Raw genomic sequence first — 24,218 nt, 5'->3', positions numbered from 1 at the left:
GTAATAAGAATTGATCGAGAATGAATACGCAGTGGCACCCCGTGTTTTTGAAATAATGGAACATATTTTGCCGGCGCTGCAAATAGCGGTAATGCCTTGTGTTCGTCGCGTAATAGGCAGAGTAGTGCAGCGCTGACCTAATATGGTATAGCCAGCTTTTATGCGCAAAGCAAGAAAATGGATACCTAAGAATTACGATTGCATGGGTACTCTGATCCTGAGCGCCATTTTTTAGTGTATTCTCAGTCGAGTCGGTCTAGGGATAAATAAATGTTGAAATGTGCGCCTTAAAAGGAGGCAGTAGAAATTAAAAAAGGGAGGTCGAAGCCTCCCTTTTACGGCAGACCGCAAATATTACATCACGGTCTCAAAGCTACCGTCGCTATAGCGAACAAGCACTGCGCCGCTGCTATCGCTGATGGTAGCAAAGCTAGTCTCGTCTTGTTTTATATCGCCGGAAAGTATGACCTCACCATCGGTCTCTGTTTCGGTGAGGGTCATGGTTACGCCGTTGTGATTACTTAACGTTGCCGTATTAGCACCTTGATATATCAAGTTAAGTTGTTTGCCACCATAGCGCAGATTTAGCGTGCCGACGCCTGTTTCTATTCCACTGCGATTCGCGTTGAACTCGATATTTACATCGTCCTCGACGCCCGTTAGATCTAATTCAAAGATCATGGTAAGGCTGCCGATGGCGTAATTGCTCGCAGTTTCGTCAAGCTGGCAGTCATAGCTATAACTATAGCCATTTAGCTCGGTATAGGCTGATTCTTCACCACAACTTGCATTGAAATTATCTATGCTCGCGGCAAGGCTAGCGCTTACAGCATTACCGGCGGTATCGCTAAATTCACCGGCTAAGCTAATCTCAAAGCCGTCGAAGCCGAGGGTTTCAGTATATTGCTCTTGTTCGGTGAACGTTTCGCTGCTGAATCCTACGCTGTAGCTACCGTCTTCTGTCGCTAGGAGCTCGCCGAGTTTAAGTGCCATGCTACCGGTAAAGCTGACGTTATTGTCGGCAGTAAGTTGGGCCAGTGTGATACTTAGCCTGGCATCTATACTCGCGACGGTCACTTCGGCGTTCCACGTTTCACTGTAACTCGTCGTCTCTTGGGTCTCAGTACTTTGTTCGTCATAGCTTAAGGTTCCAGTAAAACTTCCGTCGGTAATCGTAATAGAAACGTCCGAGCTGGCTGCCGAACCCGACACGTTTAAGGCTGCAGTTGCAGAGCCGGTATCCGTGAATGTGTTTTCATTGCCGGAGCTCGAGTCGCTCGAACTTTCAACGATGGTGGTGCCATCATCTGCGTTTAGATCAATAGTCACATTGGTCTCGAATAGGGTAACGGATTGCTCTATTGAGAGGCCAAGGGTGCCACCAGATTTGAAGGTTGCGACGGTAATGCCGTTTACATCGATCGAGCTGGGTTTACTTTCATCTGGGGCGTCTTGATATTGCTGGTAGGCTGTCGCGATGGCATTTAAGCCCAGACCAAGCGCCTCGGCCACAATGTCGCTATCGGCAGAAACTGACGTGCCGGCGAGATCAATTTGTTCGGCAAAAGCCTTCTGATTGACGGACACCACGCCAGCGCTGGCGAGATTGCGAAGCTGTTTAACAAAGGCTTTACTGGCAAGCAGTCCTTCGCTGCCAACATCATCAGGCACATCGCCTTGGCTAGCGGTGGAACTGCCATTGTTTTGCGCATCAGCTTCGGCTGCGGTCAGACTTGTACCAGAGCTACTGACGGCATTGCTATCTTCCACACCAGGCACAGCCTTTACTTTATCAAGCAGGGCAAGCGCTTCCTCAAGAAGTTCTTCTAAGGTGACCGCGTCAGAATTACTGTCCTCCTTGTCCGCTATACCGCCGCTACTGAATTGATTTACAAAGTTGCTCATTGCGTCTTCAAGACTTAGCGTCGTGTTGCCTTTTAGTGCTGCGGCAACCGCCGCCGCAGATTTTAAATTGTATTCCAGCGCGGCTTGGCTAGCCGAGTTAACGGAGTCTGCGTTGGTGATGTCGATTATGGCCTGATCTATAAGGCTGCCCGTTAAGCCAAGCCGACTGGCGACTTGCGCGTTCGAGCCAGCTGCAGCGGCAGATGGATTTGCGCCAGAAGCCACTTTTTGTAGAGTGAGTTTTGAAGCAATGTCGGTAATCGGGGTGATATTAACCGCTACACTGCTTCCGGTCGCAGAGGGCAGTGTCGCAGACATCGCGAAACTAGATGCTAGGGTATAGGTGTCACCAAAATCCTTATCGCCGCATTTGGCGAGGTCACAGCGCATTAGCGTGCCATTGGTGGCGGTAATTTCTACGTAGATCGCGGTGCCAGGCACGTAATTACTATTGAGCGACAGGCTATAACTGCCGTCATCAGCGGTGGTGGCAGGATTAGCAAGACTGGTGCTCTTGTTTACAGTGCCCGTGCTGGTAATGGGGTAGGCATTCACAATACCGCCAATCACAATCCCTTTTGAACTTTGCCCACCAATTGACGTGGTCGGCGCTGCCGAGCTACTTTTTTTGCTTCCGCCACCACAAGCGACGAGAGCGGCGCTTATTGCTAGCGGTAGAAGTAATTTATGAAAGCTATGAATATGACGCATGATTAATCTCCCAGTCGGCCTATACTGCGAGGCTGCTGCGTGATTTACATCCATAGTAAACGGAGAGGGCAGTTGCCCAGTGTAGCCACTTCCTGTGCACCTGCAGTAGCCGGATTAGGTACTTATCGATTTCTCAGGGTTGCGGTGCAATCAGAAGCAATAACACAATACGTTATGTTATTCGCAGGGGATAAAACACGTTAACGCATCTAAGTTGTAGGCGCTTATTTCGGGATTTGCCAGAAATCTTAGTGCTTATAACGCATTATGTTAACCGCGATATCGGTTAAGCATTTTTTACTAAAATCGTAGTCCTGCATATTTTATTTTTGGCGTTGAGTTCTTATTTGTCAGCTTAAAGCTACCGTGCTGAGCATTGCCATTAGAAATTAAAAGCGACGATTTACACCCACATTAAATTCAAGTGTTTTAGCTTCTTCCCAGTCTGTAGCGTCTGTGCGTAGGCCCAGCGTGAAATATTGCCCGCTAATAGCGACTCCCCAGGCATTGCTGCGTAAGTCGTAACTGAGTTGCCATTGTTTTTCTCGCCACTGTCTCTGGTAGCCGAGGCGGGGAAAAACGTGGCGATCATAGGCAAATAACTCGCTAGTGAGTGCGTGTTTACTATCGAGTTGATAGCGGCCAAGCAGTGAGTAGCGGGAGGCGAGTCGTTGGGTTTGATCGCGGTAGCGCTCTACACCGCTGACGGTGGGTTTGGCATCGATTGTGCCGTTTTGGTCAAAGGATATATTGTCGGTATTGGCGGTGGCCGTGGTATAGGTGAGGTCGCGATATTGAATAAATGACAGTACATCTCGGCCACTAAAATCAATATTGAACTGCTTGTTCACTTGCCAGTGAAGGTCAACATCAAGGGATGTGCCGTGACCGTCACTGTCTTCTTCGGGGCGGTCGAGTAAGGTGTCGCGGCTATAACCGTAATTGAGATAGAGCTGCGCTTGGTAGCCGTCATTGAGGGTGTTTAATTGGCCTTTTAAATAGCCATCGGTGGTGTGAGTCGCGCGCAAGTAGTTCAGCCGTGTTTTCAAGGATAGCTGAGGGCTGATGTCATAAAAATAGGCGGCGCTTAAACCCCAGGCACGAAGGTGATTGGGGCGCAGATAAACGTTGTAATGGGTGTTTTGCGGCAGGGGCAAATCGTTGCGTTGTAAATAGGCCAGCTGCCCAGTGTCTTTGTTAAATTTTAAATAATAGTCGTAGCGATAAAAATAACTGAATTCAAAATCATTTTTGCGTACGCCAATTTCAAACTGATTGTGCGTAAAAGCAAATTTCCCCGATTTCAGTGGTGCCCCATCAAGATCGTGAATCATCTGTTCTATCGGTGCTGCTTGGCTGTAGCTGCTACTTTCGAGGTGGGAATAGTATTCAGTTTCTGGCGTGGTGGCAAAACTCGTTATTGAAAAGATACTAAAGATAATAGCGATGACGGCGCGCATAATAAAATTCCGAAATCTGTATAAATAAAATAAAAAAGGGAGGCAGAAGCCTCCCTGATATTGCAACGGTGTAGCTTACATTACTGTTTCGAAGCTGCCATCGTTATAGCGAATCACAACTGCGCCGCTTTCGTCGCTGATCGTAGCAAAAGCAGAGCCGCCGTGTTTGATGTCACCAGACAGGCTGGTTTCCTCATCGACTTCGGTCTCTGTTAGCGTCATGGTCACGCCGTTGTGGTTGCTAAGGGTGGCTGTATTACCGCCCTCGTAGGCCAAGTTAAGCTGCTTGCCACCGTAGTTCAGTTTTAATGAGCCCTCACCGGTTTCTAGTCCGGTGCGACTGGCATTAAACTCGACTTTGACGTCGTCATCGACACCGTCGAGGTTCAAGTTGAAGACAATGCTCAGGCTGGCCATCGCGTAATCGGTCTCAGTTTCATTGAGATCGCATTCGTAGCTATAATTATAGTTAGTTTCGTAGCTATAGCTCGACTCCTGATTACAGGTTTCACTGAAGTTATCGATATTGGCCGCTAGGCTCGCACTAATGGCATTGCCGAGCTCATCACTAAACTCGCCAGATAAGCTTATTTCAAAGCCATCAAACGTAACGGTTTCAGTGTATTGCTCTTCGTTAGAATTTTCCGTCCAATCAATGTAACTGTAGCTATTAGTGTAGCTGCCTTCTTCAGTCCCCTTTAGTTCTCCGAGTTTAAGCGCCATATTGCCGGTGAAGCCGACATTATTGTCACTATTAAGCTGTGCAAGGGTGATGTTTAGCTTGGCGTCGATATTGGTGACGGTAAATTCATCGTCCCAAGTGTCGCTGTAGCCGCCGCCGGTCTCTGATGAGGTCTCGGTCTCGGTCCACTGGCTATCGTAGCTTAAGGCGCCGCTAAAGCTGCCTTCGTTTATCGTGATGGAAACAGCAGTGCTGGCTGCAGACCCGGAAACTGTTAATGCTGCCGTAGCGGACCCCGTCTCCGAAACGGTTCTGGTGCCATCGACGGTATTGTCTTCTAGAACCTCTTCATCGATGACAGTGCCATCAGCGGCACTTAATTTAATTGCGACGTCTGTTTCGTTTAAGACTACGGTATCGTCTACGGATAGTGTTACCGTGCCGGCCGATTCGGAGATGGCTACGGTGATGCCGTTAATTTCTACAGCGTTTGGTTTGTCTTCGTCTGGCGCATCTTGGTAAAGCACGTAAGCGCTGGCAATGGCATTAAGGCCGAGCCCAAGACCCTCTGCAACAATGTCACTGTCGGTTGAGACGGCTTCGCTGGCCAGATCTATTTGCTCGGCAAAGGCCTCTTGGTTGGCGGAAACAACACCGGCGCTTGCCAAGTTGCGAACCTGCTTTACAAAGGCTTTACTGGCTACAAGACCTTCGCTGCCAGCATCTTCTGGAACATCTCCCTGGCTTGGACTGGTGTTGCTACTACTTTGCGCGGTGGATTTCGCAGTTGTTAGGCTAGTGCTAGAGCTGCTAACGCTTTCATCGACACCGTCAACATTCGTCTTGACGGTTTCAATTAGAGCGAGGGCCTCTTCGAGTAATTCTTCTAGGCTTACCGCGTCGGTATTTGCCTCTTCTCTATCGGCAATACCGCCAATGCTAAACTGTGTTACAAAGTTTGCTACGGCATCTTCTAGGCTTGGGGTAGTACTGGCTTTGAGCGCGGCTGAAACAGCGGCGGCAGATTTTAAGTTGTATTCTAGGGCAGCTTGGCTCGCTCCATTGACGGCGTCGGCGCTGGTGATGTCGACAATAGGCTGGTCAATCAGGCCGCCAGTGATACCCAGTCGGCTGGCGACTTGCGCATTAGAACCCGCAGCAGCAGCAGATGGGTTTGCACCATCCTTTACTTTTTCTAAAGTAAGCTTAGACGCAATATCGGTAAGAGGTGTGATGTTAACTGCGACGCTGCTGCCGCTGGCTTGGGGCAGTGTTGCCGACATCGCAAAACCTGATGCCAAGGTATAGTCGTCGCCAAAATTTTGCTCGCCACATTTGGCAAGGTCGCAGCGCATTAAGGTGCCATCACCGGCAGTAATCTCCACGTAAATGGCTGTGCCAGGCACGTAATTACTGTTAAGTGTAAGGCTGTAGCTGCCGTCTTCCGCCGTAGTAGTCGGTTCGGCTAAGCTAATGTCTTTGTCTACTGTACCAGTGTTGGTGATTGGGTAAGCATTGACGGTACCGCCAATGATGATGCCTTTTGAGCTCGCGCCCGCAACCGTTGTCGGTGCTGCTGAGCTGCCTTTATTATCGCTACCACAGGCGACTAAGGCCGCGCTGATAGCTAAAGGAAGGACGAGTTTGTGGAACCTGGGAATTTGACGCATATAACATCTCCTTGTTTGCCTATATCGGCAGTATTACTGCGCCGTTAATATCCATATTAAACAGAGGGCTTCTGCCCTATTTGCTCGCACTCCAATGTGCTAGCAGTAATCCGATTAGGTATATATTGTTTTTTTGAGTTGCGGTGTGATCAAGTGGAACAGCAATGAGAAATCAAAAGAAAACACATTTTTATTCACGCGATAAAACACGTTAACGCAGATACGTTTTAGCGTTTAATGTGACGCATATCAAGTTTTTTGAGTAATTAGTTCGCGGTCGATCTATTGGCAATAGCGTTTAATCATTGCTTGCAGCACATCAACAGTCGGCTGAATTTGATCCAGCGCCATATACTCATCGGGCTGGTGGGCCTGATCAATTGAGCCTGGCCCCATCACAATAGTTTGTAGACCAAGCTGCTGAAAAAACGGGGCTTCTGTGGCGAAACCAACGGTGCCGGCAGGCTGTCCGGTGAGGTGTTCTACCAGCGTCACTATGTCGGAGTTTTCCGGCTCTTCATAGGCTGCTAAGCCCGGCATTAATGCGCGCAAGCCGATATTAATTGCGCGGCGCTCGGCTACTGGAGTGAGCACTTTTTGAATTAGGCTGTCCAGTTCACCATTGTCCATGCCGGGGGTGGTGCGAATATCAAAATGCAGCTCACACTGACCACAGATGCGATTGGGGTTGTCGCCGCCGTGAATACAGCCAAAATTCAAAGTGGGGGTGGGCACGCTAAAACCGGGGTGTTGGTATTTTAGCGCCAGTTCTTGGCGCAATTGCATAAGGCCGCTCATCACCTCGTGCATGGCGTCCATGGCGTTATTGCCAAGTAAGGGGTTAGATGAGTGCCCCGAGCGGCCGGTAATGGTGATGCCCTTCATCACAATGCCTTTATGGGCACGCATCGGCTTTAGGCCGGTGGGTTCGCCCACCACCGCATAACGGGCGCCAGATACATCGGCGTGCACCAGCGAGCGAGCGCCGTCCATACTGCTTTCTTCGTCGGCGGTGGCAAGAATAATCAGCGGTGCGCTCAGGGGTTTTTCTAAGAAGGGCTTTAATGCCTCTATTGCGATAGCAAAGAAGCCTTTCATATCGGTGCTGCCTAGCCCATATAAACGACCATCGCGCTCGGTGAGCGCAAAGGGGTCGCTGTGCCATAGGGTATCGTCACAGGGCACGGTGTCGGTGTGGCCGGCCAGCACTAAGCCGCCACTGCCGCTGCCGAGGGTGGCAACTAGGTTGGCTTTATTGGGGCTTCCGGCAATGGGTAGTATGCGAATGGCGAAGCCGAGTGGCTCTAGCCAGTTGGCCAGTTGCTCAATTACTTTGATATTGCCCATATCGCGACTGGGCAGAGTAGAACTAACCGAGGGGAGTTTGACCAGCTCTGTCAGCATAGACAGAACGTTTTTTGTGTTCATAGAGTTCGCCATATGTCGCTGTCGCCGCATGGCGATGGAGACGATATTGTAGCGAGTCGGGCAAACAATAGCAGCGGTTTACGCAGATATTGTTTGCCCTGAAGGCCGGTTTTTCTAGAGGAAAATAGCCTTGAAGATGAAGAAAAACACGATGGCTAAACCGGCGCCAGCAGGCAGGGTGATGATCCACGACATGAAAATGTTGCGGATAACACTCAGGTTTAGCGCGGCAATGCCCCGTGCTAAGCCCACCCCTAGTACAGCGCCCACAAGGGTGTGTGTAGTGGAGATGGGTAAGCCGGTCGCAGAGGCGACAACCACCGTCGACGCCGCGCCTAACTCGGCCGCAAAGCCGCGGCTGGGGGTCAGTTCAGTGATTTTTGTACCGATGGTCGCAATAACTTTGAAGCCGTAGGTGGCCAAACCAAACACGATACCGCCAGCACCGACCAGCAAAATCCAGCTGGGTAAGGCCGACTTAGCGCCGATCTCGCCGCCGGATTGAATCACGCTGACTACTGCGGCAACCGGGCCAATGGCATTGGCTACATCGTTAGAACCGTGGGCAAAGGCCATGGCGCAGGCGGTAAATACCATCAGTACCGCAAACATGCGCTCGACATTGGCAAAGCGAAAGCGGCCATCGCCAGACGGTACATCTTTAATACGACGTAAAAACATCTGCCCAATACCGGCGACAATAATACCCACTATGGTGGAATAGCCGAGACACTCCTGAAAGTTTAAGCCTAAACCGATGTGTTTAAGGCCTTTGGTCATGGTGACCATGGCAATCATAAAGCCGACGAGGAAGAGGTAGTAGGGGATGTATTTCTTGGCGGCTTCGAAGGGGTTTTGAGTATTTAGAATCAGGCGCTGAGCGCTGAGGAATATACCAAAAGAGATGGTCCCGGCCATAACCGGCGACACCACCCAGCTGGCGACGATCTGGCCAACTTTGCCCCACTCCACGGCATCACTGTCGATACCCACGGCGGCAAAACCGACCAGTGCACCAACAATGGAGTGCGTAGTGGAAACGGGCCAGCCCATCATGCTGGCAATAAATAACCACACACCGGCCGCCAATAGTGATGACAGCATGCCGAAAACCAGAAGATCAGGGCTGTCGGCGACAAAGGCGGGGTCAATAATACCTTTGCGAATGGTTTCTGTTACTTCGCCGCCAGCCAGGTAGGCGCCGCAGAACTCAAAAACCATGGCGATGAGAATCGCTTGCTTAATGGTTAGCGCCTTAGCGCCCACCGAGGTACCCATGGCATTGGCAACATCATTAGCACCAACGCCCCAGGCCATAAAAAAGCCAAAAAGGCAGGCTAAGATAAGCAATAACTGCCCGTGTTCAGCAATAATTGACATGTGAATTCCTTATGTAAGCTTGTGCCGGCTTTTCAGCGAGCAATAACAATTTGCAGACGCGAGCCTACTTTTTGTGATTTATCAGACAATTCGCCAATCAGCGTAATGGTTTGGTACATAAACATTACGTCAACCGGGGGCAGGTCTTTTTCAATTACATAGAGCGCCCCGCGGATATCGATTTGTAATTTGTCGGCGGAGTGCTCTAGGCGATCTAGCTCCTCTATCATGGTTTCGACGAGACTAACTTCGCGGCCTCTGAAACCGGTTTCGAGCAACTCATCCAGCTCTTCAATGGCTTTCATGGCCTGGGCTGAGGTGGCAATTGCTAATTCAACATACTCGCTCAGGGCTGTCGCTAGCGGCGCAGGAATCTGCATTTTGCGGCCTAACATAAGCCCGGCAATATCCTTGCTGCAGTTGGCGATGCGATCTTGCATACTGACCAGGTCGAGAAGATCGGCGCGGGGCACCGGGAGGAATAGATTGTTCGGGAGTTGCAGGCGTACCTGCTTTTTGAGTTTGTCGGCTTCGTTTTCAAGATCGACGATAATTTGTTGAGCTTTTTCGGCTCGCTCCCAATCGTCAGCTAGTACAGCATCGATAAAGGGTTTGAGTGCGGCGGCACAGGCTTGTGCCTGCTTCATGTGTTCCTGTATCGGTTCGAAAGGGGATTTTCCGAACAGACTGCCCAGTGAATTTAATGGCACGGTGCGACTCCTGCGTATCGTCAGTCGTATTAGTGGGCGGATTATACTGACCTAGGCCATGGGTAACCAGTTTTTAACACGACGCTGTTACAGGGGTGTAATTTGCTTGGGACTTGCCATAATGCAAGAGTGGCTCTGCGCAAGCGGAAATTTTGTCAAACATCAGAGTCACCCAACTATAACAAGGGGTTAGCGCGGGGATGCAAAGCCAGATCACAAAAACAGGGCCGTTGGAAACTGGCGCGTTACTGCGCCAATTGGTAGCCGACGGCATTATTGATGCGAGTAGCGCTAAGCGCTTGCGTATTAGCCCGCCGCGCAATGGCGACAAAATTCAGCATGTACTCAATTATATCGTTAGCGAGCAACTGGCTGATTTGTCGCGGCACGGTCGGACGCTGAACATGGATACGCTGCTGGAGTGGCTGGCGGGCCACTGCGGTCAAGAAGCCATGCGCATAGACCCCTTGAAAATCGACGTGCCGGCGGTGACCGAGGTGATGTCCTTTGCCTTTGCCCAGCGTCACCGGATCTTGGCGGTGGCCGTTAATCCGAAAGAAGTGGTGGTCGCTGGTGGTGAGCCCTTTGTCACAGCATGGGAAAGCGATTTACAGCAGGTGTTGCGGCGCCCTATTCGGCGGGTACTTGCCGACCCCGAGGCTATAGACCGCTTCACCGTTGAGTTTTACAGCCTCGCCAAGTCGGTGCGGGGCGCCAGCGGCGACAATAGTCGGCGCGGCAACGCCAGCAACAACCTTGAACAATTACTGGAAATCAGCAACTTAAAAGACCTCGATGCCAACGACGGTCACGTGGTGAATATTGTCGATTGGCTGCTGCAATACGCCTACGATCAGCGCGCCAGTGATATTCATATCGAGCCGCGCCGCGAGCAGGGCAATGTCCGTTTTCGTATCGACGGTGTGCTCTACAATGTGTACGAACTCCCCGCCACGGTGCTAACCGCAGTAGTAAGCCGCCTAAAAATACTTGGCCGTATGGACGTGGCCGAGAAACGCCGCCCCCAAGATGGCCGCCTCAAAACCAAGAATCCTGGCGGCGCCGAAATCGAATTGCGGCTGTCGACCCTGCCTACCGCCTTTGGCGAAAAAATGGTAATGCGGATCTTTGACCCGGAAGTATTGCTGCGCAGCTTTGACGAGCTCGGTCTGCGCGGCGAGGATCGCCAGCGCTGGGACGGCATGATTCGCTCCGCTCACGGCATTGTCTTGGTCACCGGCCCCACTGGCTCGGGCAAAACCACCACCCTGTATTCTAGCCTCAAGCAAATTGCGACCTCTGAAGTGAATGTCTGCACCATTGAAGACCCCATTGAAATGGTTGAAGACGCCTTTAACCAAATGCAGGTGCAGCACAATATCAATCTTGATTTTGCCGGCGGGGTGCGGGCGTTGCTGCGTCAAGACCCGGACATCATCATGATCGGCGAGATTCGTGATTTAGAAACCGCCGAAATGGCGATTCAGGCTGCGCTTACTGGTCACTTGGTGATCTCGACGCTACACACCAACGACGCGCCGTCGGCAGTGACTCGCTTACTGGAGCTGGGTGTGCCTGCGTACCTGATTCGCGCCACCGTACTTGGGGTGATGGCCCAGCGCTTGGTGCGGACCTTGTGCCCCCATTGCAAAGAGGCCACTACGCTGAATGAAACCGAGTGGACAACCTTAACCACGCCGTGGAAGGTTGCGCCGCCCAAGCAGGTATTCCATGCGCCGGGTTGTTTGGAATGTCGGAATACCGGTTTCCATGGCCGCCAAGGTATTTACGAAATTTTGCCGATGGAGGGTTCTATTCAAAGTGCGATTGGCGACGATATCGAGCTGGATAATCTGCGCCGCCTGGCCATGAAAAATGGTATGCGCACCCTGCGTCTCAGCGGTGCTCAAAAGGTTGCCAGAGGCGAGACCACTGTTGCCGAGGTGCTGAGGGTCGCGCCGCCAGTGCAAACTCAGTAAGCCGCCGCTGCAAAACCAATTAAAGAGAGAAGGCTAGGCGATATGACATCAGTAGAGAGTTTGGCGCTACAGGATGGCGAACTGCCCGCCGCGCTCATCGCAGAAGTTGAGCAGCGCTGGCAGAGCCTGCTAGAGCACTGTGATAGCGACCAAGCGCAATGGTATCAAGGCTTTGCCCGCTCGGCGCGGCGAATTGAGCTATTGCAAGCACTGGCCTGCAGTCACACCTTATTTGAGTTCTGTGTTCGCCACCCAGACTGGTTGCCCAACTTAGACGCGGCGGGTTTATTGGAAAATAGCATAGCGTCAGCGCGTTGGCGGGCAGAGTTAAGTGTCGCTTGCGCCAGGTGTGAAAATGCCGATGATCTTGCGCAGGTACTGCGCCAGTTTCGCAACCGGCACTGGCTGCGCATTGTGTGGCGCGATCTCAATCGCCTAGCGGCAATGGAAGAGACCGTTGCCGATTTATCCCACTTGGCTGAGGCCTGTGTGGATGTGGCGCTGGATTTCTTGCATCGCCAGCTGAGCGCTGAGCGCGGCGAGCCGCAGTCTAAAGCGGGTGAGCCCCAGCAACTGGTGGTGATCGCCATGGGCAAATTAGGGGCTGGCGAGCTGAATTTGTCTTCAGATATCGATCTTATCTTTGCCTATCCTGAAGCCGGTGAGACGGTGGGCGCGGCGCGCAGTGTGGATAATCAGGAGTTCTTTATTCGTTTGGGCCAGCGCCTAATTAAAGCGCTAGATACCCGCACCGCCGATGGCTTTGTGTTTAGAGTGGATATGCGCCTGCGGCCTTACGGCCAGAGCGGACCATTGGTGATTAGCTTTGATGCCTTAGAAGAATACTACCAAGACCAAGGCCGCGACTGGGAGCGTTACGCGCTCATTAAAGCACGCTGTATCGCCGGTGACCGCGCGGCGGGTGCGCAGCTCTTAGATCAGCTGCGGCCCTTTGTGTATCGCCGCTATTTGGATTTTTCTGCCATTGAATCCCTGCGGGAAATGAAGAGCATGATTCAGCGCGAAGTGCTGCGTCGCCAGTTGCAGGACAATATCAAATTGGGCGCCGGAGGGATTCGAGAAATAGAGTTCATTGCCCAGTGCTTTCAGCTGATCCGTGGCGGGCAGGAAGTCGCCTTACAGGCCTTGGAGTTGCAGACCATTTTGCGGGAGTTGGCTGCGCAGCAGTATTTACCGACCGACGTGGTCGCTGAGTTAATCGAGGCCTATCGCTTTTTACGCAATACCGAACACGCCATCCAGGCCTGGCGAGACGAGCAAACTCAGCAATTGCCCAGTAGCGATACTGAGCGCTGCGCTTTGGCGTTAGCGATGGGCTTTGGCGGTGATTGGCCCGCCTTTGCGGCGGCGTTGACTGAGCATAGAGGCAGGGTAAGTCGCTGTTTTGCCAATGTTATTGCGCCGGTGGAAACCGAGGTCGAGCGTCCCCACCTCAGTCATCAGCGCTGGCGCTCGATGCTTGATGATCTTGACCAAGATGAGGTGCGCGCCACCCTTGAAGAAGCGGGCTTTGACGCCGCAGAAGAAGCGGCACGCTTATTGGTTGCCTTGCTTAACGGCGCCAGTGTGCAGCGTATGCAAGGTCGCGGCCGCGATCGGCTGTACGGTTTGCTGCCGTTATTATTGGAAGATTTGTGTGGGGTATCGGCGCCAACGGCAACGCTATTGCGACTGATCCCCTTAATCGAAGCGGTTCTGCGCCGCACCGCCTACTTGGTTTTACTTATCGAGAACCCTGGTGCACGGGGGCGCTTGGTCGAACTTTGTGACGCTAGCCCGTGGATCGCTCGTCAGCTTGCGGCTCACCCGGTATTACTTGATGAGCTGCTCGATGCGCGCAGCTTGTATTCCATGCCAGACCAAGCCGGGTTAGCCAGTGAGCTAAGGCAGCGCTTATTGCGCGTAGAAAGCGGTGATCTGGAGGCGCAAATGGAAGCGTTGCGCTATTTTCGGCTCGCCCATGTTTTGCGCGGTGCAGCCTCAGAGGTCACCGACAGCCTCCCCTTAATGAAGGTGAGTGATTATCTCACTGCAATTGCCGAAGTGGTTTTGGCGGCGGTGCTGGATATTGCCTGGCAGAATTTGCTCGATAAACACGGAAGTCCTGTTCCGGATGGCGATGACCGTCGCCACTTTGTGGTATTGGGCTACGGTAAACTTGGCGGCCTCGAGCTAAGTTACGGCTCAGACTTGGATTTGGTGTTTCTCCATGACTTGCCCACAACGGCAGTGACCGATGGCGAGCGTTCGGTGGATGCAGGCACGTTTTTTACTCGCCTAGGGCAGCGCATTATCCATATTCTTACCGCCACCACGCGGCTCGGCGCCCTTTACGAGGTGGATATGCGGCTGCGGCCGTCCGGTAATTCGGGCTTGTTGGTGTCGTCTTTTACTGCGTTTAGCGATTATCAGCAAAATCAGGCTTGGACATGGGAGCATCAGGCCTTAGTGCGGGTGAGGGCGGTTGCTGGCGATGGGGTTTTGGCAGAAAAATTTGCTGATTTGCGCCGTCAAATCCTGTGTAAAACCCGACCACAAGCGGCGCTGGTCGAGGAAGTGATCGCCATGCGCCAGAAAATGCGGGATCACTTGCTGCTCGGGGTAAATAAAAACACCGAATTTGACCTTAAACAAGGCGAGGGAGGTATCGTTGATATTGAATTTATGGTGCAATATGCCGTTTTAGCATGGTCACATCAGCACCCACCGCTTACACACTACACTGATAACATTCGCATACTGGAATCGCTGAATAATAACGGTCTGATTTCGAGCGCGGATACCCAGGCACTGATCGACGCTTACAAGGCGTTTCGAAGTCAGGCGCATCGCCTTAGCTTACAAGAGCAAAAGGGGCGGATAGCCATTGCGGCATTGGGCGCAGAGCGGAAAAATGTCAGTCGACTCTGGCAGCAACTGATGTTGTCTACGTAATTTTATTTTTTGCTTGCCCGCTTTTTTTGAGGAGTAACACGCGATGTCCATGGCTGATCGTGATGGCCTGATTTGGTTTGACGGCGAAATGGTTCCTTGGCGCGACGCCAAAGTCCACGTATTAACTCACACCCTGCACTATGGCATGGGCGTGTTCGAAGGCGTCCGCGCCTATAAAACAGAAGATCGCGGCACCTGCATTTTCCGTATGCAAGAGCACACAGACCGTCTGTTCCGCTCTGCGCATATTATGCGTATGGAAATGACCGTGACCAAAGAACAGGTTAACGAAGCTCAGCGCGCGGTAGTGCGTGAAAACGGCCTAGAAGAAGCCTACCTGCGGCCAATGTGTTTTTACGGCTCGGAGGGCATGGGCCTGCGCGCCGATAATCTGAAGATGCATGTGATTGTTGCCGCCTGGGATTGGCCTAGCTATATGAGCCCAGACGCGCGGGATAACGGCATTAAAGTACGCTGCTCCTCTTATACTCGCCACCACGTCAATATTTCGATGTGCAAAGCGAAAGCCAACGGTCACTACATCAATTCGATGTTGGCCCTGCGCGAAGCGCTAGACAGCGGCTGTGAAGAAGCCCTGTTGCTGGATAACGAAGGTTATGTTGCCGAAGGCAGCGGTGAGAACGTTTTTCTTGTTCGTAACGGTAAGATTTTTACTCCCGAGCTGACCAGCTGCTTAGATGGTATTACCCGTAATACCATTTTTGAATTTGCTAAAGAGCTGGGGCTGGAAGTCTCTGAGAAGCGTATTACCCGCGACGAAGTCTACGTGGCGGATGAAGCCTTCTTTACCGGCACGGCGGCAGAAGTATTGCCAATTCGTGAGCTGGATGGCCGAATAATTGGTGCCGGTAAGCGTGGCCCTATCACGACCCAGCTGCAAACCATGTACTTCGACCAAGTGAAGGGTCGCCGTCAGCAATTCCCCGAATGGTCTACTCCCGTCCGTTAATGGCGACTATATACTGAGCCCCGCAACGCGGGGCTCAGTTCGCTATTCTAGCTTTTCAATATACCGGCACTCGCCGCGAATAATGATTTCATTCAACACGGCATATTTGTCGGTAATCGTATAGCCTTTCGGGCAGTACTCTTTTAATCGTGGGTCTTGCTTTAACAAGTAGTCGGCGCGTTTTAACTGCGCTTCCTCGCTTTCTTTTGGGTCAATGTTTTGGGTCTGGCTGCCATTGGCGCGCTGGGTGATGGGTCTTGGCTTTTCTCTAAATAAGGGCAGAAGATAGCGAAATAGGCGGATGTCATCGCCTTTGATCGTGGTGTCGAACAAGCCTATTTCTTTGCCACTGCGACCGTTGCTGGCGCAGCCCGTTAAAATAATTAAGGCAACGAGGGTCATTTTTTTATAGTGGGGTAATGCTGTTATACGCATTGCTATCAAGGTCTCTGCAAGGGGATTGTTGGCCTGCGGCGAGTGTAACATGACAAAGTCTTAATGCCAGATACAGCGGCTGTGGGGCATCGCGAGTGGATTTATGGGCATGCCATGGTTAGAATCCTGTTACTAGATTGCGGCATTCTTCGATGAGATGGGTCATATAGGGTTAAATGGCTCTCTGTGTCTCCTGGCTAGACTGTTGAAAAGCCGTTCTGTTAGCGCTGAAGAATTCCTCGGTTTCATGAAAACGAATAACAGCGATCCTGGATATGGCGTCAACACCCACAGCAGCTACTTCAACTAAACCGGCATTTAAAGCCAAGGTCATTCCACTGGATGACGCTCGTCCTCGGCGTGCACTCAAAGTGTGTTTACTTGGTTACCGCAGCGCACCCTATGGTGGCGGCCAAGGTATTTACCTTAAATACCTTAGCAAAGCCTTAGTCGAGGCCGGGCATACGGTAGACGTGATCTCAGGTCAGCCCTATCCGCATCTTGATCCTAGAGTAAACCTGATCAAGATGCCCGGCATGAACCTGTTTGAAACCGGCCTCGGCTCGATTCGTCCCCATCACTTGCGTTCCATGACCAATATCATTGAGTGGAGCGGTAAGCTGACAGGTGCTTTTTCTGAACCTTACTGTTTTGGTCGGCGGGTGGTTAAATACCTCAAAAACCATGGCCGTCACTACGATATTATTCATGATAATCAATGCCTTAGTTACGGCATGCTGGAATTGCAAAAGCGCAATTTCCCGTTTATTACCACCATCCATCACCCTATTACCAGTGACCTTAGCATTGCCTTGAAAGCGGCCAAAAACTGGCGGGAGCGGCTACTCATTCGGCGCTGGCACAGCTTTTTAATCATGCAGCGCCAGGTCGCTCGCCAGCTTCACCATGTGGTAACGGTTTCGGAACGCTCTCGGCAAGACATCGCGGTGGCCTTTGATATGCAGCCCGCCGGTATTAGCGTAGTGCTTAACGGCATTGATACTGAAGAGTTTCGCCCTCTGCCGAATACGGTCAAAAACCCGAATAGGGTGATGGCCGCGGTATCCTCTGATCAACCGTTGAAAGGCATGCGTTACTTGCTAGAAGGCGTGGCCAAGGTATTGCCTAAGTACCCCGATTTAGAGCTACTACTGGTTGGTCAGCCTAAAGAGGGCGGCGAGAGCAGCGCACTCATTAATGACTTGGGTTTAAGTAAGCATATTCGCTGTGTTAGTGGCATTAGCACTGAGGACTTAGTGGGCTTTTACAACGAAGCCTCGGTGGTCATTGTGCCTTCGGTGTATGAAGGCTTTGGTTTGCCCGCGGGTGAGGCCATGGCGTGTGGCACCGCAGTCATTTCCACCGATGGGGGCGCATTACCCGAGGTGGTTGGCGACGCGGCAATTCAAGTGCCGGTGCGTGATAGTAGCGCGATTGCCGAGGCGCTAGATGCCCTGTTGGCGTCGCCCGCCAAGCGTGAACAATTAGCGGCTGCAGGGCGTCAGCGTATAGAAGAATTGTTTTGCTGGCGGCGTGCCGCCCAACAAATGACAAATTATTATTGGCAGGTGTTACAACGTGAAAACAGTTGATTTCCGTCATTTCCACCTGAACCGTGGCGATAAAGTATTAGATTTGGGCTGCGGCGAAGGTCGCCATGTGATCTCGGCCTATGTTGAAGGTGAGATTACGGCTATTGGTGTAGACCTATGCCTAAAGGATTTGCAAACAGCGCAAACTCGCTTTACTGACTTTAATGAGGCCAATAATGAGCACAAGGCATTTGGCCTAGCCAATGCCGACGCCTTGAAGCTCCCGTTTGCCGACAATAGTTTTGATAAAGTGATTTGTTCAGAGGTGCTTGAGCACATTCCTGATTACGCGGCAGTGCTCAAAGAAATTGAACGTATTCTCAAGCCCGGTGGTTTGTTCTGCGCGAGCGTTCCGCGCGCGTGGCCTGAGCAAATATGTTGGGCTTTGAGTGAGGCTTACCATAAAGTCGAGGGTGGCCATTTACGCATTTTTAAAGCTAGCCAGCTGCGTAAACAAATACAAAACTTAGGTTTTCGCTTTTACCGTCGGCATTGGGCACATGCTTTGCATTCCCCTTACTGGTGGCTGAAGTGCGCATTTTGGGACCGCCAAGATAGCAATCCATTGATTAAACAATATCACCGCTTTCTAGTTTGGGATTTAATGGACAGACCATTGTTCACCCGCACCCTAGAAGCGAGCCTCAACCCGGTACTCGGTAAGTCGGTGGTGATGTACTTTGAAAAGGCGAACCCGGCATGAGTGGTTTATTTTTAAGCAAGGGGCTATTTCCCCAGGAATTTTTCCGGCCGACAGTCGAATTTTTAGTACGCGCCCAACAGCAAGACGGCAGTATTCCGTGGTTTGCGGGTGGCCATGCTGACCCGTGGGATCACGTAGAGTCGGCGATGGGCCTGAGTATTGGCGGCGAGTTTGAGGCTGCCGAAAATGCCTACCGCTGGCTTAAAAATACTCAGCTTGAAGATGGCAGCTGGTGGGCCGCCTACCGCGATGGCGAAGTCGACAATCATGAGCGCCGCGAAACCAATTTTGTTGCCTATATTGCCACTGGCGTTTGGCACCATTTTTTGATCAGTGAAAACCAAGCGTTTTTGCGAGAAATGTGGCCCTGTGTTCAGGGAGCTATTGAGTTTGTACTGGCCCAGCAGTCTCCTCACGGCGAGATTAACTGGGCGGTAAACGCCGATGGTGAAGCCATGTGCGATGCCTTGGTTACCGGCTGCTCCTCCATCTATAAAAGTTTAGAGTGCGCCGTGAATATTTCGGTGCAAGTTGGCTCGCCGCGACCAATCTGGCGTGACGCGCGACAGGCATTGGGTGAGGCGCTACGTAAAAAGCCAGAGCGTTTTGACCGTACCTGGGAGAGCAAATCGCGCTATTCCATGGATTGGTTTTACCCTGTGTTAACAGGCGCGATACCGCCTGCCAAGGCGAGCGCCCACCTGCAAAAGCGCTGGGGCGACTTTGTCGAGCCAGGTTTAGGGTGCCGCTGCGTCTCAGATGAGCCTTGGGTTACTGTCGCGGAGTCTTGCGAGCTAACCATGGCGCTATTGGCGGCGGGGGATCACGCCCGCGCCGTGACGGTGTACAGCTGGTTGCACCAATGGCGCGAGAGCAACGGCGAGTACTGGACGGGTTACCAATTTGCCGAAGACTTGCTGTGGCCAGACGAGCGACCAACCTGGACGGCTGCTGCAATTCTACTGGCGGCGGATGCGCTAACAGAATACACCGCTGCGCATCGCTTATTTAAAGAAGTGTGTATGTTGGATGTTGATGCGGCAAAAATTCTGCCGGAAAGAAGCCGAGCACAGTCTTTATAAACATAAGCCTGTTGGCTTACTTTGCCGCGGAATTGCTGTCGCGGCGAAGCCCCGTTCTTTTTTAGCCTAGTCTTGCGTCAATATTCGCTTAGCTGAGAGTCTTCTCGGCTAAGTGATTGCGATGCCGCCTTTTTACCGTTCATCCTGCCAGCGTTACATCTGCCCTTGCGGTGAATCCCGACCGCGTGAGGTCTTTGAGCGCGCCTATTCGGTGCGCTCTTTATCTTCGTTTGCCGCTAGCTCTATGGCCAATTGCCGCGACACGGTGTGTGGCGAATTGCTATGGCGCGCCAATAGCCGGTAGGCCATCGGAATGACAAACAGTGTGAGTAGGGTAGCGCTGCTAACCCCAAACACCACCACAATCCCAATCACATAGCGGGACTCACTGCCCGCTCCAAACGACAGTAATAAGGGCACGGCACCAATCACCGTGGTGATGGCGGTCATCGCAATGGGCCGCAGGCGTTGCTGGGCAGATTGAATAATCGCGGTGTCAAAATCCACGCCCTGATCCCGCAACTGGTTAGCAAACTCCACCAGCAAAATGCCATTTTTAGCGGCCAAGCCCACCAACATAATCAGCGCTATTTGACTGTATATGTTTAAGGTTTGGCCAAACAAATACAGGCCTAGCAAGGCACCGGCAACCGCTAAAGGCACGCTCAATAAAATAATGAAAGGGTGAATAAAACTTTCAAATTGCGCGGCCAGCACCAAGTAAACAATTAATAGCGACAGCGCAAAGGTGAAATATATGCTGCCTCCGGCGTCGCGGTAATCTAAGGACTCGCCTTTGTAATCAACTACCGCCTCAGGAAACTTCTCGGCAACAAGGTTTTCGAGATAGGTCAGCGCCTCGCCCAGTGAATAGCCGTCGGCTAAGTTGGCGTCTATGGTAATCGCTCGCACGCGGTTATAGCGATTCAGCACCGCGGCGTCGCCGCGCTCCTGAATAGTCACCAAATTGCCAAGGGGGATTAGCGCATCAGTGGTGGTAGACCGCACATAGATATTACTGAGGTCTTCAGGGCTGCGCTGGGTCTCTGGCTCGCCTTCGAGGATCACGTCGTACTCTTCACCGGCCATCATAAAGGTGGTTACCCGCCGAGAGCCGAGCAGGGTTTCGAGGCTGCGGTTGATCTCGCTGGCGTCAACGCCAAGTGCGGCGGCGCGATCGCGGTTAATTGTTACCGCAAGTTGGGGCTTGGTTTCGCGGTAGTCGCTGTCGATGCCAAGCAAACCAGGATTGGTGCGGGCCTCGGCAATAAGTTGGTCGCGCCATTGCGCCAGCTCTTGGTAATTGCTGCCGCCGAGCACGAACTCGACCGGTTTACTAAAGCCGCCACCGAGAGACTGAGGGGTAACAGGAAAAACGCTTAAGCCACTAAAGCCAGCTAGCCGCTGCCTAATTTCGCCGACTATTGCCGATACCGGAGGGCGCTCCTCCCAAGGGGCGAGCACCATAATACCTACGCCTTCATTATAGGTATCTGCGCCACCGCGGCCACCGGGCGCACGGAGCAAAAAGCGCTTTATTACGCCGCTGTCGACCATGGGCATTAGTCGCGATTCGACTTCAGCCATTTGCGTGGTGGTGAAATTAAAGGAGCTGCCCTCGGGGGCGCGAATCATCATAAACACCACGCCGCGATCTTCTTTGGGCGCGAATTCAGCGGGTACTTTTTCTAACAGAAACAGGCAGCCGCCAATAGTCATTGCCAGTAACACGGCCGATATAATCGGTCGCTTCATGCTACGGCCGAGCAGTTTACCGTAGCGGCTTTCCATGCGGTGCAGCAGCGACTCTACAAAATTGGCAAGGCCGCCGTGCATGGCGTCGCGATTTAATACACGTGCACAAATCACTGGCGACAGCGTTAAGGCCACGAGGCTAGAAAACATGACGGCCACGGCCATGGCAACCGCAAACTCGCCAAACAGACGGCCCACGTCGCCCTCTAAAAAACTGATCGGCACAAAAACGGCGACCAGTACTGCCGTGGTCGCGATAACCGCAAAACCGACTTGGCGGCTGCCGCGATAAGCCGCAACCAGCGGCGGCTCGCCACTTAGCAGGCGCCGATGAATATTTTCTAAAACAACAATGCTGTCATCTACAACCAAGCCAATGGCTAATACCAGCGCCAATAAGGTCAGTAAATTAACGGTGTAACCCAGGGCGTACAGCACGGTAAAGGTGGCAATGAGAGATACCGGCACCGTAATTGCCGGTACCAACATGGCGCGGAAATCACCAAGGAATAAAAATATCACCAGCACCACCAGCCCGGCAGCAATAAACAAGGTGCTATAAACTTCGCCAATGGCGCTGGCGATAAACACCGAGCTGTCATAGCTGGAATGCAGGCCCACGCCGTCGGGCAGGGATTTACGAACAAACGTGGCTTCTTTGTGCACTGCCTCGGCAACCGCAAGGGTATTCGACACGCTCTGCTTAACAATGCCCACGCCGACCATGGGCACACCATTGCCGCGGAACATATTGCGGTATTCGGCTGCGCCCAACTCGACGCGAGCAACCTCGCTAAGGCGCAATAAATTACCGTTGGTTTCGCGTTTAATAACCAGGTTTTCAAAGTCGCTGGGACTGAGATAGTGGCGGTTTATTTTAACCACAAAGTCGCGGTCTACCGATTTAAGCGTACCGGCGGGCAGCTCGACGTTCTCGCGCCGCAAACTGCTTTCGACATCGGCCACCGTGAGCTGGCGGGCGGCGAGGGCCTCGCGGTTTAACCAGATCCGCATGGCGTATTCGGGGCCGCCGCTAATCCGCACCGAGGCAACGCCGTCGATCACCGCAAAGCGGTCAACAATATAGCGTTGGGCGTAGTCGGCCAACTCAAGGGTGGTGTGGTTCTCTGAGGTGAGATTTAGCCACATAATCACCTGTTCATCGGCGTCGGCTTTGCGCACCTCTGGCGGCTCGGCCTCTTCCGGTAGGCTGGCCAGTGAGCCAGAAACTCGGTCGCGAACATCGTTGGCGGCGGCGTCTATATCGCGATTTAGAGAAAACTCAATATTGATCGACGAAAAGCCATCGCGGCTACTCGACTCAATAGTCTCGATGCCCTCAATACCCGCAATACGATCCTCTATCACCTGAGTAATACGCGACTCCACCACCTCAGCAGACGCACCGGTGTATACCGTGCGTATCGACACAATGGGCGGGTCAATGTCGGGGTATTCCCGCAGCGGCAAACGCTCAAAGGCCAATAAGCCAAATGCCAATAGTAATAAGCTAATAACAACGGCAAAAACCGGCCGCTTTATGGCGGTATCAGAGAGCAACATGGTTTATTTGTTTCCCTGTGGGGCAACAGCCATACCGGCTTGCAGATTGCCAATGCCCTCGTAAATTAACTGCTCACCGGCGCTGAGGCCGCTGCGAACTTCCACAAAACCGGGTTTGCGAACGCCCAACTCAACTTGGCGCTGCTCGGCCTTGCCGTCGCTTAACAACCACACGTAATGGTGTAATTGCTCGCTCAGCAATGCCGATTCCGGAATGAGAATGCCCTCGCGCTCAGATGTAATTAACACGACCTGCATCAACATGCCGGGCTTAAGGTGGCCATCGGCGTTGGGGATAAGCGCCCTAACCTTCAGGCTGCGTTTGATCGGGTCTATGCGGCTGTCGATGGCGGAAATATGGCCAGAAAAATCCTCATTCAACGCGTCGCTGCGGGCAATAATCTCCTGACCCAGCGCCAGCGCCTTAATGTTCAAACTGGGAATATAAAAGTCCAAACGCATCACACTCAAATCATCAAGGCTGGTAATGCGGGTGCCAGGGCTGAGCAGGGCGCCGGGGCTGAGTTCCCGCAAACCCACCACGCCGCTAAAGGGCGCGCGGATGCTTCGTTCATTTAGCAACGCAGAAATTTCAGCAATCTTGCTCTCGGCGCGCAGTTTAGATGTTTGGCGCTGATCATATTCGGTTTGCGCGGCAGATTGCTTGGCCAATAAGCCTTTCAGGCGCTGCAACTCGCGCTCGTGCTCTGCCAAATCGGCGCGGGCAGATTTAAGCTGAGCGGCTTCTTCGGCTTGCTCTAAGGTCACCAGCAAATCGCCGGATTTCACGGTTTGGCCGTCGTCAAAATGCAGGCTTTGGATCTTCTCCGTCACACTGCTGCTGATATCCACCGACTCTCGGGCCAGCAAACTGCCCAAGGCCTGTAAGCGCGTTTGGATGAGTTCAGTTTTTAGGGCCTGCACCTTCACCGGCGTTGGCGGGCGGCCCTTCGGCGCAGCCGCCTCGGGCGCGGGCTGGCAAGCCAGTATGCTCAGACTGAGAAGGCACACGGAAGAGTAAGACAGAATCGATTTAAAACTATGGCTGTAATCAACACCGAACATCGGTGACCTTCTCCCTTTAATGGTGCGCAGGCGCGAATAAATGATGCAAATAACGCAAAATGCCCTGCCGCTCATAAATCCTGCGGTAGCCCGTTAATGTAACGGTTGAGGTGCTAATTTTCAAAGCTAAATAAGAATTATTTTCAATAACTTAGGGTGGGCAGTAGCGTGCC

The 24,218-nt window shown here is 52.3% G+C and carries 15 protein-coding genes; 6 read left to right on the top strand and 9 right to left on the bottom strand.

Annotation, left to right across the window (positions count from 1 at the left end; genetic code table 11):
- Positions 1 to 354 precede the first annotated feature (354 nt).
- The 6 genes from HNQ57_RS04540 to HNQ57_RS04515 all read right to left on the bottom strand — a co-directional run bounded on the left by HNQ57_RS04540 (position 355) and on the right by HNQ57_RS04515 (position 9,946).
- Complete coding sequence (locus tag HNQ57_RS04540) at positions 355 to 2,616, bottom strand: hypothetical protein (RefSeq protein WP_184461428.1); 2,262 nt, start codon at positions 2,614 to 2,616, stop codon at positions 355 to 357.
- Between the two features lie 389 nt (positions 2,617 to 3,005).
- The gene (locus HNQ57_RS04535) at positions 3,006 to 4,076 is read right to left on the bottom strand and encodes a hypothetical protein (protein WP_184461427.1); all 1,071 of its coding nucleotides are present in this window, start codon (positions 4,074 to 4,076) and stop codon (positions 3,006 to 3,008) included.
- Positions 4,077 to 4,151: 75 nt separating this feature from the next.
- Positions 4,152 to 6,428 carry a hypothetical protein gene (locus HNQ57_RS04530; protein ID WP_184461426.1) on the bottom strand — a complete coding sequence of 759 codons (2,277 nt, stop codon included), beginning with the start codon at positions 6,426 to 6,428 and terminating at the stop codon, positions 4,152 to 4,154.
- Between the two features lie 282 nt (positions 6,429 to 6,710).
- Positions 6,711 to 7,856: an acetylornithine deacetylase gene (gene argE, locus HNQ57_RS04525; RefSeq protein WP_184461425.1), complete on the bottom strand. Its 1,146-nt coding sequence runs from the start codon at positions 7,854 to 7,856 to the stop codon at positions 6,711 to 6,713.
- A 114-nt stretch (positions 7,857 to 7,970) separates the two neighbouring features.
- Complete coding sequence (locus HNQ57_RS04520) at positions 7,971 to 9,236, bottom strand: inorganic phosphate transporter (protein WP_008252717.1); 1,266 nt, start codon at positions 9,234 to 9,236, stop codon at positions 7,971 to 7,973.
- Positions 9,237 to 9,268: 32 nt separating this feature from the next.
- Positions 9,269 to 9,946, bottom strand: a complete 678-nt coding sequence (locus HNQ57_RS04515; RefSeq protein ID WP_040804040.1) for a TIGR00153 family protein — start codon at positions 9,944 to 9,946, stop codon at positions 9,269 to 9,271.
- 200 nt (positions 9,947 to 10,146) lie between these two features.
- On the opposite strand from HNQ57_RS04515, the gene tfpB reads away from it, so the two are divergent.
- The 3 genes from tfpB to HNQ57_RS04500 are packed head-to-tail and all read left to right on the top strand — an operon-like array spanning position 10,147 to position 15,850.
- Positions 10,147 to 11,925: a type IV pilus assembly ATPase TfpB gene (tfpB, locus tag HNQ57_RS04510; protein WP_184461424.1), complete on the top strand. Its 1,779-nt coding sequence runs from the start codon at positions 10,147 to 10,149 to the stop codon at positions 11,923 to 11,925.
- Between the two features lie 42 nt (positions 11,926 to 11,967).
- Positions 11,968 to 14,880: a bifunctional [glutamate--ammonia ligase]-adenylyl-L-tyrosine phosphorylase/[glutamate--ammonia-ligase] adenylyltransferase gene (gene glnE / locus HNQ57_RS04505; protein WP_184461423.1), complete on the top strand. Its 2,913-nt coding sequence runs from the start codon at positions 11,968 to 11,970 to the stop codon at positions 14,878 to 14,880.
- A 43-nt stretch (positions 14,881 to 14,923) separates the two neighbouring features.
- Positions 14,924 to 15,850, top strand: coding sequence for a branched-chain amino acid transaminase (locus tag HNQ57_RS04500; protein ID WP_184461422.1), 927 nt, complete (start codon positions 14,924 to 14,926; stop codon positions 15,848 to 15,850).
- A 42-nt stretch (positions 15,851 to 15,892) separates the two neighbouring features.
- Here the strand turns inward: HNQ57_RS04500 and HNQ57_RS04495 are convergent, their stop codons facing one another.
- Complete coding sequence (locus tag HNQ57_RS04495; protein WP_184461421.1) at positions 15,893 to 16,336, bottom strand: hypothetical protein; 444 nt, start codon at positions 16,334 to 16,336, stop codon at positions 15,893 to 15,895.
- Between the two features lie 224 nt (positions 16,337 to 16,560).
- Here HNQ57_RS04495 and HNQ57_RS04490 point away from each other — a divergent pair, with 224 nt between their 5' ends.
- The 3 genes from HNQ57_RS04490 to HNQ57_RS04480 are packed head-to-tail and all read left to right on the top strand — an operon-like array spanning position 16,561 to position 19,662.
- Positions 16,561 to 17,877 carry a glycosyltransferase family 4 protein gene (locus HNQ57_RS04490; RefSeq protein WP_184461420.1) on the top strand — a complete coding sequence of 439 codons (1,317 nt, stop codon included), beginning with the start codon at positions 16,561 to 16,563 and terminating at the stop codon, positions 17,875 to 17,877.
- The gene (locus HNQ57_RS04485) at positions 17,864 to 18,580 is read left to right on the top strand and encodes a class I SAM-dependent methyltransferase (protein WP_184461419.1); all 717 of its coding nucleotides are present in this window, start codon (positions 17,864 to 17,866) and stop codon (positions 18,578 to 18,580) included. Before HNQ57_RS04490 ends, HNQ57_RS04485 begins: the two co-directional genes overlap by 14 nt.
- A complete protein-coding gene (locus HNQ57_RS04480; RefSeq protein WP_184461418.1) occupies positions 18,577 to 19,662 on the top strand; it encodes a prenyltransferase/squalene oxidase repeat-containing protein in 1,086 nt (361 codons plus the stop codon). Before HNQ57_RS04485 ends, HNQ57_RS04480 begins: the two co-directional genes overlap by 4 nt.
- Positions 19,663 to 19,866: 204 nt before the next feature.
- On the opposite strand, the gene HNQ57_RS04475 is transcribed toward HNQ57_RS04480, so the two are convergent.
- A complete protein-coding gene (locus HNQ57_RS04475) occupies positions 19,867 to 22,980 on the bottom strand; it encodes an efflux RND transporter permease subunit (protein ID WP_184461417.1) in 3,114 nt (1,037 codons plus the stop codon).
- 3 nt (positions 22,981 to 22,983) lie between these two features.
- A complete protein-coding gene (locus tag HNQ57_RS04470; RefSeq protein ID WP_184461416.1) occupies positions 22,984 to 24,045 on the bottom strand; it encodes an efflux RND transporter periplasmic adaptor subunit in 1,062 nt (353 codons plus the stop codon).
- Between the last annotated feature and the right edge of the window lie 173 nt (positions 24,046 to 24,218).

Origin of the sequence: Zhongshania antarctica (assembly GCF_014202945.1) — a bacterium.
Taxonomy (GTDB): domain Bacteria; phylum Pseudomonadota; class Gammaproteobacteria; order Pseudomonadales; family Spongiibacteraceae; genus Spongiibacter; species Spongiibacter antarcticus.
The sequence above is the reverse complement of the archived record's forward strand: the minus strand, read 5'-3'. Positions and strand labels throughout refer to the sequence as shown.

What these genes read in the sequence shown, in the direction of transcription:
- HNQ57_RS04540 (WP_184461428.1), bottom strand. Translation starts at nt 2,616, where the DNA reads ATGCGTCATATTCATAGCTTTCATAAATTACTTCTACCGCTAGCAATA.
- HNQ57_RS04535 (WP_184461427.1), bottom strand. Translation starts at nt 4,076, where the DNA reads ATGCGCGCCGTCATCGCTATTATCTTTAGTATCTTTTCAATAACGAGT.
- HNQ57_RS04530 (WP_184461426.1), bottom strand. Translation starts at nt 6,428, where the DNA reads ATGCGTCAAATTCCCAGGTTCCACAAACTCGTCCTTCCTTTAGCTATC.
- argE (WP_184461425.1), bottom strand. Translation starts at nt 7,856, where the DNA reads ATGAACACAAAAAACGTTCTGTCTATGCTGACAGAGCTGGTCAAACTC.
- HNQ57_RS04520 (WP_008252717.1), bottom strand. Translation starts at nt 9,236, where the DNA reads ATGTCAATTATTGCTGAACACGGGCAGTTATTGCTTATCTTAGCCTGC.
- tfpB (WP_184461424.1), top strand. Translation starts at nt 10,147, where the DNA reads ATGCAAAGCCAGATCACAAAAACAGGGCCGTTGGAAACTGGCGCGTTA.
- glnE (WP_184461423.1), top strand. Translation starts at nt 11,968, where the DNA reads ATGACATCAGTAGAGAGTTTGGCGCTACAGGATGGCGAACTGCCCGCC.
- HNQ57_RS04500 (WP_184461422.1), top strand. Translation starts at nt 14,924, where the DNA reads ATGTCCATGGCTGATCGTGATGGCCTGATTTGGTTTGACGGCGAAATG.
- HNQ57_RS04495 (WP_184461421.1), bottom strand. Translation starts at nt 16,336, where the DNA reads ATGTTACACTCGCCGCAGGCCAACAATCCCCTTGCAGAGACCTTGATA.
- HNQ57_RS04490 (WP_184461420.1), top strand. Translation starts at nt 16,561, where the DNA reads ATGGCGTCAACACCCACAGCAGCTACTTCAACTAAACCGGCATTTAAA.
- HNQ57_RS04480 (WP_184461418.1), top strand. Translation starts at nt 18,577, where the DNA reads ATGAGTGGTTTATTTTTAAGCAAGGGGCTATTTCCCCAGGAATTTTTC.
- HNQ57_RS04475 (WP_184461417.1), bottom strand. Translation starts at nt 22,980, where the DNA reads ATGTTGCTCTCTGATACCGCCATAAAGCGGCCGGTTTTTGCCGTTGTT.
- HNQ57_RS04470 (WP_184461416.1), bottom strand. Translation starts at nt 24,045, where the DNA reads ATGTTCGGTGTTGATTACAGCCATAGTTTTAAATCGATTCTGTCTTAC.